This is a genomic window from Pseudoalteromonas sp. SG45-3 (genome assembly GCF_014164075.1).
Taxonomy (GTDB): Bacteria; Pseudomonadota; Gammaproteobacteria; order Enterobacterales; family Alteromonadaceae; genus Pseudoalteromonas; species Pseudoalteromonas distincta.
The window spans coordinates 38860-52039 of record NZ_JACJEN010000020.1; the positions used below are offsets into that span (position 1 = coordinate 38860).

At 39.1% G+C, this 13180-nt stretch carries 13 protein-coding genes; 3 read left to right on the forward strand and 10 right to left on the reverse strand.

Annotated features, from left to right (window positions below):
• Positions 1-9: 9 nt before the first annotated feature.
• The 7 genes from panC to sfsA all read right to left on the reverse strand — a co-directional run bounded on the left by panC (position 10) and on the right by sfsA (position 6169).
• On the reverse strand, positions 10-858 hold the full coding sequence (gene panC / locus H5126_RS17745; RefSeq protein WP_138489570.1) for a pantoate--beta-alanine ligase: 849 nt from the start codon (positions 856-858) through the stop codon (positions 10-12).
• Positions 858-1652, reverse strand: a complete 795-nt coding sequence (panB, locus tag H5126_RS17750) for a 3-methyl-2-oxobutanoate hydroxymethyltransferase (protein WP_002962679.1) — start codon at positions 1650-1652, stop codon at positions 858-860. The genes panC and panB overlap by 1 nt, the downstream gene beginning before the upstream one ends.
• A 30-nt stretch (positions 1653-1682) precedes the next feature.
• The gene (gene folK / locus H5126_RS17755; RefSeq protein WP_182720669.1) at positions 1683-2168 is read right to left on the reverse strand and encodes a 2-amino-4-hydroxy-6-hydroxymethyldihydropteridine diphosphokinase; all 486 of its coding nucleotides are present in this window, start codon (positions 2166-2168) and stop codon (positions 1683-1685) included.
• A 4-nt stretch (positions 2169-2172) separates the two neighbouring features.
• Positions 2173-3654, reverse strand: coding sequence for a polynucleotide adenylyltransferase PcnB (gene pcnB, locus H5126_RS17760; protein WP_220491487.1), 1482 nt, complete (start codon positions 3652-3654; stop codon positions 2173-2175).
• A gap of 78 nt (positions 3655-3732) precedes the next feature.
• Positions 3733-4677, reverse strand: a complete 945-nt coding sequence (gene gluQRS / locus H5126_RS17765) for a tRNA glutamyl-Q(34) synthetase GluQRS (protein WP_002962673.1) — start codon at positions 4675-4677, stop codon at positions 3733-3735.
• A 20-nt stretch (positions 4678-4697) separates the two neighbouring features.
• Complete coding sequence (dksA, locus tag H5126_RS17770) at positions 4698-5141, reverse strand: RNA polymerase-binding protein DksA (RefSeq protein ID WP_002962671.1); 444 nt, start codon at positions 5139-5141, stop codon at positions 4698-4700.
• A 308-nt stretch (positions 5142-5449) separates the two neighbouring features.
• Positions 5450-6169 carry a DNA/RNA nuclease SfsA gene (sfsA, locus tag H5126_RS17775; protein ID WP_182720670.1) on the reverse strand — a complete coding sequence of 240 codons (720 nt, stop codon included), beginning with the start codon at positions 6167-6169 and terminating at the stop codon, positions 5450-5452.
• Between the two features lie 123 nt (positions 6170-6292).
• Between sfsA and pepB the strand changes: the two genes are divergently transcribed.
• Both pepB and H5126_RS17785 read left to right on the forward strand, forming a co-directional pair.
• Positions 6293-7588 carry an aminopeptidase PepB gene (gene pepB, locus H5126_RS17780; protein WP_002962668.1) on the forward strand — a complete coding sequence of 432 codons (1296 nt, stop codon included), beginning with the start codon at positions 6293-6295 and terminating at the stop codon, positions 7586-7588.
• Positions 7589-7771: 183 nt separating this feature from the next.
• Positions 7772-8338, forward strand: a complete 567-nt coding sequence (locus tag H5126_RS17785; protein WP_002962666.1) for a phosphoribosyltransferase — start codon at positions 7772-7774, stop codon at positions 8336-8338.
• Between the two features lie 65 nt (positions 8339-8403).
• Here H5126_RS17785 and H5126_RS17790 read toward each other — a convergent pair whose 3' ends face one another.
• Entirely contained in the window at positions 8404-9060 is a 657-nt protein-coding gene (locus tag H5126_RS17790; protein WP_002962665.1) for a Crp/Fnr family transcriptional regulator, read from the reverse strand.
• 287 nt (positions 9061-9347) lie between these two features.
• Between H5126_RS17790 and H5126_RS17795 the strand changes: the two genes are divergently transcribed.
• Positions 9348-9584 carry a YgjV family protein gene (locus H5126_RS17795; RefSeq protein WP_024596297.1) on the forward strand — a complete coding sequence of 79 codons (237 nt, stop codon included), beginning with the start codon at positions 9348-9350 and terminating at the stop codon, positions 9582-9584.
• A gap of 355 nt (positions 9585-9939) precedes the next feature.
• On the opposite strand, the gene rdgC is transcribed toward H5126_RS17795, so the two are convergent.
• Both rdgC and H5126_RS17805 read right to left on the reverse strand, forming a co-directional pair.
• A complete protein-coding gene (gene rdgC / locus H5126_RS17800; RefSeq protein WP_002962662.1) occupies positions 9940-10857 on the reverse strand; it encodes a recombination-associated protein RdgC in 918 nt (305 codons plus the stop codon).
• A 461-nt stretch (positions 10858-11318) separates the two neighbouring features.
• Complete coding sequence (locus H5126_RS17805; RefSeq protein WP_024596296.1) at positions 11319-13088, reverse strand: sensor histidine kinase; 1770 nt, start codon at positions 13086-13088, stop codon at positions 11319-11321.
• Positions 13089-13180: the final 92 nt, after the last annotated feature.

Here is a 13180-nt window from a genome sequence, read left to right on the forward strand (position 1 = left end):
GCAATAATATTAAATTTCGACTTGGATATTGTCGATCAATCTAACACCACCAAAATAGGCTGCGGCTAAAATAACAAATTGAGTATCTTCGATTGTAGCAGTTTTTAATGTATCTCGTTGAGCAATCTCAAAATAGTCTGGTTTTAGGCCTGCTTGCTCTAAACTTTGTTTAGCTAAGCTTTCAAGTTTTACAAAGTCTTTCTCGCCACTTTTAAGTTGCTCAGCGCACGTATTAAGGGCTTTAAATAATACGGTTGCAGTCGCTTTTTGATCATCAGATAAGTAACCATTACGTGAGCTCATAGCAAGGCCAGAAACTTCTCGCATTGTAGGTACACCAATGACTTCAACCGGAATTGATAAGTCGCGTGCCATAGTTTTGATTACTTGTAGTTGCTGAAAATCTTTTTCACCAAAGCAGGCGTAATCTGGTTGCACTAAGTTAAATAACTTAGTTACGATTGTTGCAACACCTCTAAAGTGACCTGGACGTGAGCCACCGCAATAGCCTAATGAAATGTCAGGTACATCTACAAAGCTTTGTGCACCCAGTCCGTTAGGGTAGATTGTTTCTACACTTGGGGTAAATACAATATCAGTGCCTAGTTCAGCAAGGCCTTGTTTGTCTTCGTTTAGCGTACGAGGATAGTTATCTAAATCTTCGTTAGCACCAAATTGCATTGGGTTTACAAAAATACTTACAACGACTTTGTCGGCCAAGTTTTTTGCTTTTTCTACTAGCGAAAAATGCCCACGGTGCAAGTTGCCCATTGTTGGCACAAGCGCCACGCTAAGACCTGCTTGGCGCCATGCTTTAATTTGACTACGTAACGATCTGATTTCAGTTATTGATTGCATTATTTAAACTCATGTTCAGCGCTTGGAAATGCGCCACTTTTAACATCTGTACAATACTTTTGAACGGCTGCAGGCATATTGCCTGTTTCGAGCAAAAAGTTTTTAGAAAATTTAGGAATGTAACCTGCCGAAATACCAACCAGGTCATGCATTACCAGTATTTGGCCGTCAGTTAAGCTGCCTGCACCAATACCAATAGTTGGGATACTTAAAGCGTCTGTAATGCGTTTTGCCAGGGCACTTGGAATACACTCAAGTACTAATAATTGCGCGCCAGCGGCTTCAAGTGCTTTCGCATCATCAATCATTTTTTGTGCTTTATCTTCTTCGCGACCTTGTATTTTAAAGCCACCAAATACATGAACTGACTGTGGTGTAAGGCCTAAATGCCCGCAAACTGGGATACCTTGTTGAGTGAGTGCTTTAATGCTCTCGTAAAGCCACTCTCCGCCTTCAAGTTTAATCATGTTTGCGCCAGCGCGCATAAGCTCAGCTGCATTTTTACAGGTATCACTAACGCTTGAGTAGGTCATAAAAGGTAAGTCAGCAATTACAAATAATTCGCGGCTACCAGCGCGTACACAGCGGGTATGATATGCAATATCTTGATTTGTTACGCCAAGGGTGTCATCGCCGCCTTGTAGTACCATGCCCAATGAGTCGCCCACTAAAATAACTTCAACGCCGTTATCATGAAATAACTTTGCAAAACTAGCGTCGTAGGCTGTTAATGCAGTAATTTTGTTATTTTCTGCTTTCATTTTATTTAAAGTAGAAACGGTTATTTTAGACATAATATCCTCGCAGGCAAAAGCCTAGGTTAATTACAGAGGTAATTGTTGTAAGTCGTTGAGCGGTAAGTTATTTGCAATGGTTTTTAATGCAATGCCGCTAGGTAAAATAAGTTCAGGTGCAAGCTCTAATAGTGGGTAAACCACAAACTCGCGATCACTCAAACCATAATGAGGCACGGTTAAGCGCGCCGTATTTATAATTTGATCATCAAATAATAGGGTATCGATATCAAGTGTGCGTGGACCCCAACGCTCAGCTTTTCTTACTCGACCATGCTCAAGCTCAATACTTTGTGTTAAATCAAGTAATTGCTCTGGAGCAAGGGTCGTTTTAATACAGGCTACGGCATTGATATAGTCTGGTTGATCTTGTGGGCCCATAGGCTTACTTGCATAGTAATGCGATACGTTTAAAAATTCACAATTAGGCAGCTTTTTAAGCGCAATTATCGCGTTATCAAGCTGCTCTGTTGGTGAGTTTAGGTTGGCACCTAAACCCAAATAAACACAATGCATGTTATTACTCAGTTGGCTTTTTAGTAGGGCGACGGCGCTTTCGCGGCTTAGGACCACCTTGATGACCTAAGCTTTTAACCATCTCTTTTTGGCCGTTTATATCTTTACTTAAGTATTGTGTCCACCACTGAGCAAGCTCTGTATGCTGAGTTTCGCCTGCATCTACGCGTAATAATAAAAAGTCGTAAGCGGCTTTAAAGCGAGGCTGTTGCGTTAGCCTGTATGCACGTTGGCCAGCACGTTTATCTAAGCGGTGCTGAATATGCCAAATATCGCGAGCACCTAAAGTAAAGCGCTTAGGAACAGCTATATGCTGTGAATTATCGCTTAGTACTTTATTCATTGCTTGTGCGAAAGCATCGTATTCAGATAGTTGCTCATGGCTTTGAATTTTTTTAGTGCGCTCAAGCAGTGGGAACCAAAGTAGGGCAGCAAAAATAAACGCCGGTGTTACTTTTTTATCGGCATTAATACGCTTGTCGGTATTTTGAAACATTTGCTGAATAAGCGTGTGCTCTAAGCCACTTGGGTTTTTATCTAAAATTTTATCAAGTTCAGGAAAAAGTGAGCGGAATAAGCCGTATTTACGCAGCATTAAAAAGTTAGCTTCGGCCTTGCCGTTTAAAAACAGTTTAAGAATTTCTTCAAATAAACGTGCTGGCGGAATGTTATCAAGCAAGCTTGCAAGCTCGCTAATTGGCTTTTCACTTTTAGGCGCAATGCTCATATCAAGCTTAGTGGCAAAACGTACTGCACGTAACATACGAACAGGGTCTTCGCGGTAACGCGTTTCAGGGTCGCCAATAAGCTCGATTTGTTTAGCTTTAATTGCCGCTAAGCCGTTGGCGTAATCGTGAATACTAAAATCTTTAATTGAGTAATAAAGTGCGTTGATTGAAAAGTCGCGGCGCTCCGCATCTTCTTCAATACTGCCAAATACGTTATCACGTAGTAGTTGGCCCTCATTGCTTGATTGGCTTATTTGATTTTTGTCTTCTTGCGCTTCGTGGTGGCCACGCATTGTTGCCACTTCGATAATTTCACGGCCAAATACAATGTGTGCTAGACGAAAGCGACGACCTATCAGGCGACAGTTTCTAAATAGTTTTTTTACCTGATCTGGAGTTGCATTAGTAACTACGTCAAAATCTTTTGGCTGTTGGCCTAACAATATATCGCGAATACAACCACCAACAAGGTAGGCATCGTAGCCACCGTCTTTTAAGCGGTATAATACTTTGATTGCATTTGGGCTAAATTGTTTGCGAGAAATACCATGCTCACCACGAGTGACAACAATAGGTTCACTGCTTACAGAAGCGCTTTCGGCACTGGTATTCGGGCCGATTATTTGTCGGCAAAATTGAAAAAGCTTGGAAATAATAGTCTGTCTCCTAGAAGGTGTGATTGACTCTGCATCGCAATCAAAAGTTACAGCAAATAGGGCGGTTATAACCCAGTACAAGCTGTTTGACGTAATTAGCATATATTTAGGCGGCTATCATATACCAGCAGGGTTTAAAAATTAAGTTGATGTGTTGAAATTAAGCCGTTTTTAGCTATTTTATTTACTTAAATGTGTAAATTGGACTTTCTGGCTATGTGGATGTTGAGAAATTTGTATTTCGGATACTTGGGGGACCTGTTTTAAGCTAAAGTTTTTAATTCCCCAATCGATTAATTGTTCTATATTTAAGTCGCTTAAATCAGCTATAACAGGTAGCCCTAAAAATTCAAAAGCGCTAATTAAAGCAGGCTTTGGATTTTGCTTACAAATGGCGGGGGCATAATTTTGTTTAGATAGTTTAAAACCGGGTTTGGCAACCGCTAAAGGTAAATGAGCAAATTCAGGTACAGGGCTGTCGAGTTGTTTAAACAAACTAATTTGCCGAGCTGTTGGCTCAATTAAATCTGCGCCTCTTACGATTCGATTTATCCTTTGATCGATATCATCGACGACCACAACAAGTTGATATGCAAATAAACCGTCACTGCGTTTAATTAAGTAATCTTCGTGGGATAATGCACTATTTACCGATATATCACCTTGAATTAAATCACTAAATTGAGTCGTTGGATGTTGCTGAACTAAACGAAGCGCGCCGGATTGAGTATGATGATTAAGTGCTTTGCAATGCCCCTGATAAATACCGCCAATGGCTTTTATCTGCTTGCGAGTACAGGTGCAACCATAAACAAGGTTTTGCTCTAAAAGTGAGTGGGTAATATCTTGATATAAAGACAGGCGCTGTGTTTGGTATACAACAGGTTCATCCCAATAAAGGGCGTAGGCTTGTAAGGTATTTAGAATATCGGAGTCGGCGTTTTTAACCACGCGCGTAGTGTCAATGTCTTCAATACGAACTAACCATTTTCCTTGATTAGCTTTTGCATCTAAATAGCTACCCACAGCCGCTACAAGTGAGCCAAAATGTAATGGCCCAGAAGGAGACGGCGCAAAACGACCGCGATATTTACGCATAGGCGCAGTAACGGCTGTAGGAGACATAACTAACTAATAAGTTTTAATTAGCCGCGTCCAGATTGCTTTTCTTTGATTTCTGCAAGTGTTTTACAGTCTACGCATAAATCGGCAGTAGGACGTGCTTCTAAGCGACGTATGCCAATTTCGATGCCACAAGACTCACAAAAGCCAAAATCATCTTCTTTAATCAAATTAATTGTTTTTTCAATTTTTTTGATTAATTTACGTTCGCGGTCACGAGTACGAAGTTCTAAAGAGAATTCTTCTTCTTGTGCAGCGCGGTCAACTGGGTCAGGAAAGTTAGCAGCTTCGTCTTGCATGTGCGATTTAGTACGATCAACTTCGTTACGTAAATCGTTACGCCAAGTCTCTAAAATTGCTCTAAAATGAGCACGTTGTGCATCATTCATGTACTCTTCGCCTGGTTTTTCTTGGTATGGTTCTAAACCGGCTTGAGCCAATAAACCATGTTTCTTTTGGTCTGGCATAACTCTCTCCTAAATCCTTAATTTAATGCCTCAGCATTAGCCGGCGGTATAAATAACAGAATCTTATACCCTAGGCAAATTTATTTTTAATTAATCGAATTAGCTTCAACCATGCTTACTGAGTAAAAAAGTGTATTAATAGTTTATTTACACTTTTAATTAATTCACATATTCGCTTTCTAAAACTTGCCTTGTTATATGGGCAAAAGCTTTAAAAACAAGTTAATTTTAATAATTCACTTTTTACCACTTTCTATAATTGGAGTACTTTGTAAATTACGCTTAGTTCAATCCGTTGGTTTATTACACTATTCTATAAATACTATTCTTTTATGAAGTAAGACTCCATTAGCTGAAATTTTGGCTTTGTATGCTAATACTTCAACACCGGCTATTATTGCTTGGTTTAATAACGTGGCGTATTTTTTATCAATATGCGCAGCTGCACTTACGGTATTTATTCCCTCATGCAAAACAGCGAACAGTAATACTGCTCGGTGGCCTTGTTCGATCATTTCTATTAGTTCGCGAATATGTTTTTGTCCACGCAGTGTTTGCGCATCAGGAAAGTAGCCTTGCCCGCTTTGTGGTGCATTTTCGCTTAATAATGTGACTGACTTAACTTCTACATAGCAATCGGGCTTATTTTCGTCTGTGAGTAAAAAGTCGATACGACTGTTTTCGCTGCCGTACTTCACTTCGCTTTGCAATTGACTGTAGTCGAGTAGTTCGCTTATCACATTATTGTTTATTGCTTCTTCTACTACTTTATTAGCCACCGCTGTATTTACACAAATAAGCTGCGATAAGTTATTTTGCGTAAGTTCTAATGAATGCGGGTATTTTCGTTTTGCGTTATCGCTTGTTGAATAAAAAGCAGTAAAGCCTGGCTCAGCGCATCCCGTCATTTTACCTGTATTTGCACAGTGGGCGGTAAATTCGCTGCCATCACTTAATTGTAAATCAGCTAAAAAGCGTTTGTAGCGCTTTAATAATATGGCTGGTTGCAGCGCTGGCGTGTACTTCATAATAACTTCCAAAGCGTAAACACTGCTCAGCAGTGTGATTTATGTTATTTATCTCAAGCTGTTGGGAACTTAAGCGCTCTATAGTAAACTCGGTGGCACATTTAAGTGCAAGGGAATTCTAACATGAGTGAAAAATTTGTTGTTCAACTAAGCGAACAAGCAGCAGCGAGTCATTGGGGCGATAATGCGTCATTGTCTTTTAACGAGCGCGGTGCAACTGTTCATTTATCTGAGCAAGACACATTAAAAAATGTTCAAAAAGCAGGCCGTACTATTGCAAGCCAAGGCGTTAAAAATGTTGAATTAGCAGGTGATACTTGGTGTACAGAAAGCCAGTGGGCTTTTTACCAAGGCTTTGTAACACCAAAATCATTAAACGGTGTTGAGTTTGTTGATAACGCACAATCAGATATTAAAGAACTTGCTCACTTAAAAACGTCAGCAATTTGGGCACGTGAAATGGTTAACGGTACTGCCGATGACATATACCCAGAAAGCCTAGCTGAAAAAGCAGCTGAGTTTATTCAATCATTAGCGCCTGAACATGTAAGTTACCAAATTATTAAAGGTGATGCGTTACTAGAACAACAGTGGATTGGTATTCATGCAGTTGGTCGCGGTAGTGTTCGCCCACCAGTATTGCTTGAGCTTGATTACAACCCAACAGGCGACGAAAATGCACCAGTAAGTGCTGCGCTTGTAGGTAAAGGTATTACGTTTGACTCAGGTGGTTACTCAATTAAATCAAGCGAAGGTATGCTTGGTATGAAGTGCGACATGGGCGGCGCTGCAACAGTAACAGCAGGTTTAGCATTGGCTATTAACCGTGGTATTGAAAAACGTATTAAGCTGTTTTTATGTTGTGCTGAGAACTTAATTTCGGGTCATGCATACAAATTAGGTGACATTCTTACTTACAAAAATGGCACAACAGTTGAAATTGTAAACACGGATGCTGAAGGTCGCTTAGTACTTGCTGATGGCTTAATGGCAGCAGGAGAGACTGGCGCTCCACTTATCATTGATGCAGCAACACTAACTGGAGCAGCGCTTGTTGCTGTTGGCCAAGAGTACAATGCATTATTTGCACTTGATAAAGAACTTGCACGTGAAGTTGAAAGTTTTGCATCTCAAGAAATGGAAGCTGCTTGGCCACTTCCTCTTGAAAAATGGCATCAACAAAACTGCCCATCTCCTTATGCTGATACGGCAAATAGCCGTGCACAAAAGGGTGGCGGTTACGGCGGTGCATCGAATGCTGCAGGCTTTTTATCACGCTTTGTGCCAAACGATGGCAAAGGTTGGGTGCACATAGATTTAGCTGCTGCTTTTAACATGGGCAGTACAAGCCAATGGGCAGCGGGCGCAACAACTCAAGGTATGCGTACGGTTGCTCGTACCCTACAAGAAAAAGCATAATATTTACTAAATTATGCTTTTTACACTAAAAATAGGTACCTTTGGGTGCCTATTTTTTAATTTACAGGCAAGCAATTTTATTTCATTTGCGGTAAAATCCGTCGCCAATACCTGTTTGAGTTTAATTTTTGCTTAACTCTAAGCTGCGCTCAAATCTTATATCCACCACTGGGGTTTCTAATTATGTCAGATAAGTGCTACATCACAGCTCAACAGCTGCTTGAAGATTCGTTCCGCGTAGCGGCACAAGTATACCAAGATGGCTTTCGTCCTGATTTTATTATTGGTATTTGGCGAGGTGGTGCACCGATCGGTATTGCTGTTCAAGAATATTACGATTATAAAGGCATTGAGACTGACCACATTGCAGTACGTACATCGTCTTATTACGGTATTGGTAAACAATCTAAAGAAATTAAAGTCCACGGTTTGCATTACATTGTTGAGAACGCAAATGCAGGCGACTCATTATTAATTGTTGATGATGTATTTGACTCTGGTCGTAGTATTGTTGCATTAAAAGAAAAGCTTTCAGAGCTTATGCGCTTAAACTTGCCACGTGATATTCGTATTGCATGTCCGTACTACAAGCCAAAAAACTCAAAAGTAGACACTGTTCCAGATTATTATATTCATGAGTCTGAAGAGTGGTTAGTGTTCCCGCATGAACTATCGGGTTTAACACCGGATGAAATTATTGCAGGTAAATCTGATCTTGTGAAAATTCATGACATTTTGCTAGAGAAGTAATCAGTAATTTGTGTAAATAAAAAAAGGCCGTTAAGGCCTTTTTTTATGGGTAAATTTTAAATAACTTAAAGTTGAGCAAAGCTATCTACGTATTCACTTAGCTTTGGTATATCGACTGCTTGTAAGCCATCGTTACTTCTAAGTACCAAGCCTTTTTCGACAAGTTCTGTAACAACACGTCTGTAAGCTCGCTCAGTGGTAGCAAAGCGTTCGGCTTCAGCATTTACAGTTGGATAGGCTCTAAGTAGCGTAGGGTTGTTGTTCTCGGCTCTTAGTAAGCAATCTTTGGCTATGTTGTAGCTCAATGGTAGTAGTAGCTTATCTAAATTGATTTTTTGGTTTTCCTGAAATTTAGCCGCAATAGTTTGTGCGGTGTATAAACTCAGTTCTGGTTTTTCAAGCAGCAGAGCACGCCAATGTCTTAATTCAATAAGATTATAAGTTACATCGCTAAAGCACGTTACCGTATAAATACACGGATTATTATTTAGCGCTTCTATTTCACCAATAAGGGTGTTGTTACAATCCAATTGTCCTAACAGCAGGCGTCGTCCATTACCTACGTCGTAACTAAACGACACAGTGCCACTGCGTACAAGCACAAGCTTGCTTAAAGGCTGATCTTGATGGATCAGAACTTCTTTTTTTGATTGTTGATAGCTACTACCGGCAAAGGTTAAAAGCTGATCAACAAGGTAACTAGAAAAATGGTATTGAAACATCAATGTGCTCTTCGGACATTTGTCCTATTTATTACATCTTAATGACGTTAGCATTAAGACACTAAGAATTTACGCTAACTTGCTACTAATATTATTAGCTTTGCTAATAGTATTATTTTACCTTCATTTCCCGTGTAATGATTTAAGAATTTGCTGGTATTTTCCGGCAAACTTTTTCAGGTTTTTAAGCAAGTTAGCTTTTTTATTTTGTTGTAACTTTGCAATACTTATAAGTGCCATAAGTTAGCAGTACATGTAATGCTAACCTAAAGGCTAGGAGAGAACAATTGAGTTGGGAATATTTAGGCTATATTGCATCAGCTTTATTGGTTGCATCGTTAACAATGACAGATGTAGTAAAACTGCGTTGGTACAACATGTTTGGTTGTATTGTATTTACTGCATACGGTTTTGCCATTGGCGCAGTACCTGTTATTTTTACCAACGGCTTATTGTCGCTTGTAAATTTATACCACATTATAAAAATATATCGCCAACCTAAAGTTGAAGACGCTAAAAGCTAAAATAAGTTATCTGCACAAATAAGTTAATGATTTCAATTAAAATCAAAATTTCAGTTTTTGTGCATTCCGGCTTGAAGTGAATACAGATAATCTCATATCACTCTACATAACTTTCCTTTGAACCTTGCTGTAAGCTCTTACTTAAAAGATGATTACATTAGGTTTTAATACGCCGAACGTTAGCTAAATTCTGTTCGCGGATAACAAATATATAAATAAGCGCTTCTAAAAATTCCATTAAAAAATCCGATAGCAGTAAACTGCTATCGGATTTTTTATCTGTTATACCAACCTGCTTATATGTGGGTCTATTTAATGCTTCAAAGCGCTTAAATATTTATGTAGGTTGTGGTATTTACGCTTTTTCTAAATCTTCAACGTCACCTAAGCCAGCAGTTAGTTCTTCAAGTAATTGCTTTATTTCCTCAGAAGCTAAAATAAAGTCAGCATCAAGTTTTAAAGCCATATCTTCTTTAGGAATATCTGCGTTCTCTTCTTTTAGAGTTTCAGAGTAGCTTAAACGCTTGATAGAGCCATCGTTTTGCAGCATAAACTTGAGGCGTTCTTGCCAATCAAGTGCCAGTTTAGTTACGCGTTTACCACTTTCTAAGTGCGATTTAACCTCATCACATGCCAGATCATGGCCTTTTAGTTTTACTTGTGCACCGCTGTCGTCAGCTTCTTCAAGCTCAGCGTCAGAGCCAATAGCAAAGCCTTCTGGTGTACTAAAGTTAGTTAACCAATCAGTTAAGAATACATCTAGGTCGTAGTTAGCAAACGCAGGTACAACTGGGAGCGTTCCTAACGATTTACGAAGTAGTGCCAGTAGCTCTTCAGCTTTATTAAAGCTGCCACTATTTACAACCACCCAGCCATTTTCTTGGTCAATAAAGGCAAATTGTAAGCTCGACTTTTTAAATGCCTGGGGTAGAAGAGTATGAAGAATGTTTTCTTTTAATTCGTCTTTTTCTTTCTTTTTAACCGGGCGGTTTTCTTCGGCTTCTATCTGATCAATTTTCTCAGCAACTAGTTCGTTGATAACAGAAGCTGGGAGTACTTTTTCTTCACGTTTTGCGCAAACTAAAATACTTTTTTGAGAAAAATGCGATAGTGTTTCGCCATGCTTTCCAAACGCTTTCGTCCAACCAAATGTTGCAAGCTCTTGACCAGTACATGGGCGAAATAAATCTTGCTCTAATGCTTTATCAAAATCTTCTTGGGTGTATGAAACGTCTTGCTTAAAGCGGTAACAAATAAGGTTACTAAACCACATAGGGGAATTGATCCATTTGAAAAATTTGTCCAATCATAGCAATAAAAACAGCATCTCGAAATGACTGATTTGTTACTAGGGCGTGTTGAATTTTATGGATTGAAATTTGTTCAATCCAAGGAAGATTAAATCGCGGCGCTAGGTTTGTAACCTAGTGGGCTCGGTAACTGCTCCTGCGTTATTCTACTGGCTTACATCCATGTAAGAATAAGTAAAAACTGAGCAAAGCTTCCGCGTCCTGCTCACGCCCCTTACCTACATCCATGTAGGCAACAAAGAGTTAATCGTCCCTAGATCGAGCTCAAAGGGCAGCGCATGTTTGGTATTTATGCTGCGTTATCGCCTATTTATGGGGAATAACCACACTACATAGGCTCTGCCCTGCCTAAAAACCAAACATATTTCTGCAAATTCAACCACCAAAGAACAATACGCCCTAATAATTTAATGCATATACTTTTTTATTCATATTTATCAAAAATAGGCATTGGCTTAGCCATGTTCTTTGGAAATTGAATATAGTAACGCAGACCTTTACCAGGTTCACTCGTTGCATCAATAGATCCACTAAGAGTTTGTTTAACTAAATTAAACATTATATGGGTACCTAATCCGCTTCCGCCCTCATCGCGTTTAGTCGTAAAGAATGGGTCAAACAATTTTTTCAATTGCTCACTGGTAACTCCGTTACCGTCATCTTTGTAATCAATCGTTAAGTTAGTGTCATCTGCGCTTATTTTGATATCCATCACACCGTTGCTTTTACCTTCAAAGCCATGAATGAGTGAATTCATAATTAAGTTAGTAAAAATTTGGCTGATGGCGCCTGCCGGTAAATTTAAAACTAAATCATCAGGGCATTCTAATTTTATTGTATGGGATGTCTTTTTTAGTTTTGGATGCAGTGAGCGTATTACTTCGTTAGTGTAATCTTTAAAGTTAATAGTTCTTACAGCTTCACTGGCCTGATCGACCGCTATTTGCTTAAAGCTAGCAATAAGCTCTGAGGCTCTATCTAAGTTAGTGGTTAACAAGCTTGTACTTTGTTTTGCTTCGTTAATAAATTCTTCTAGTGCTTTTGGTGAAAGTGTTTTTTCACTATAAGCACTTTCGAGTTTATTTAAGCGTTCTTGCAAAAACGATATTGCCGTTACACCTATACCAATAGGGGTGTTAATATCATGCGTAATACCCGCCACAAGCCCGCCTAGTGCGGCCATCTTCTCTGTGCCCAATAAACGTTCCTGTGCAAGGCTTAATTCCTCTATATAACGCTGAGATTCAGTTTGTTTTGTAATTAGCTCTTGCTCTGTGCTGCGGCGTAAGTCTATTTCTTCAGTGAGCACAATTTTTTGCTTCTCAAGTTCGTATTTTTGCTGTTGTAATTCCATCATTGCTTGGCTTAAGTTTGATGTTTTACGGGCTACGTCTTGCTCAAGTTGTATGTTGTGATGATCGAGCTTTTCGTTACTAATAATAAGTTCTTTTTGGGTGTGCTCAAGCTCTTTTCTGTACTGAACCACTTTATCTATTAGTTTGTTAAACGACTGCTCCATTACTTTTAGTTCGTTATGCTCCTCTGTTTCTATTTCTATGTGTTGTCCTTCTAGCTCATCTAATTCTAGGTTTTCTAGTTGCTCAGTAAGCTCAGCTAAGGGATCTGTAAGAAGCTTTCTAAATGCCATTAAAAATAAAATGATTAAAAAGGTAGTTTTAATCATCGCATTACCAATCAAAAAGTAGATTGATACCATAATTCGGCTTAAAACAACTTCTCGGCTAGAGAACAAGGTAACGTCGCCCACTTGGGTAGCACGGCCAGAAAATTCAAAAATAAGTGGAAAGGTGTAACCAAACAGACCGGATTTCGCGTCTTCTAAAATAGCTTCTTCTTGTACTAACTGTTGGTTATATAGCTTATGTATGTCGAGCGAGCGCCCTAACTGTGAAATAATTTCGCCGCTGTCGTCTCGAACAATAATCCCTTCAATCATGGGAATGGCGAGTAAACCTTCTGCTGTTGTAATTGTTTGCTTGGTATTAAGCTCCCAAATTGCACGTGTTAAGCTACGACTAAAGGTTTTTTGTAATGTACTTAATTCATCACGTATATAGTCTTTAGTATTGAGATATTCAGCAAGCACCTGTCCGCAAGTCACTACGAAGGTAAGCAAAAAATAAACGGATAAAACGCTTGTTAGCAGCTTCTTAGAAAGGCTTTTTTGTAACATGAGTGACTTGTTCATCCTTTGTTATTTTTGTAACGTTACTATTGTAATTTAAAAGTTAGTCAATAAACCTCTAAAAATAAATAAAAAAGTTA

Coding starts and splice junctions, on each gene's coding strand:
- panC (WP_138489570.1), bottom strand. CDS start 858: ATGCAATCAATAACTGAAATCAGATCGTTACGTAGTCAAATTAAAGCA.
- panB (WP_002962679.1), bottom strand. CDS start 1,652: ATGTCTAAAATAACCGTTTCTACTTTAAATAAAATGAAAGCAGAAAAT.
- folK (WP_182720669.1), bottom strand. CDS start 2,168: ATGCATTGTGTTTATTTGGGTTTAGGTGCCAACCTAAACTCACCAACA.
- pcnB (WP_220491487.1), bottom strand. CDS start 3,654: ATGCTAATTACGTCAAACAGCTTGTACTGGGTTATAACCGCCCTATTT.
- gluQRS (WP_002962673.1), bottom strand. CDS start 4,677: ATGTCTCCTACAGCCGTTACTGCGCCTATGCGTAAATATCGCGGTCGT.
- dksA (WP_002962671.1), bottom strand. CDS start 5,141: ATGCCAGACCAAAAGAAACATGGTTTATTGGCTCAAGCCGGTTTAGAA.
- sfsA (WP_182720670.1), bottom strand. CDS start 6,169: ATGAAGTACACGCCAGCGCTGCAACCAGCCATATTATTAAAGCGCTAC.
- pepB (WP_002962668.1), top strand. CDS start 6,293: ATGAGTGAAAAATTTGTTGTTCAACTAAGCGAACAAGCAGCAGCGAGT.
- H5126_RS17785 (WP_002962666.1), top strand. CDS start 7,772: ATGTCAGATAAGTGCTACATCACAGCTCAACAGCTGCTTGAAGATTCG.
- H5126_RS17790 (WP_002962665.1), bottom strand. CDS start 9,060: ATGTTTCAATACCATTTTTCTAGTTACCTTGTTGATCAGCTTTTAACC.
- rdgC (WP_002962662.1), bottom strand. CDS start 10,857: ATGTGGTTTAGTAACCTTATTTGTTACCGCTTTAAGCAAGACGTTTCA.
- H5126_RS17805 (WP_024596296.1), bottom strand. CDS start 13,088: ATGTTACAAAAAAGCCTTTCTAAGAAGCTGCTAACAAGCGTTTTATCC.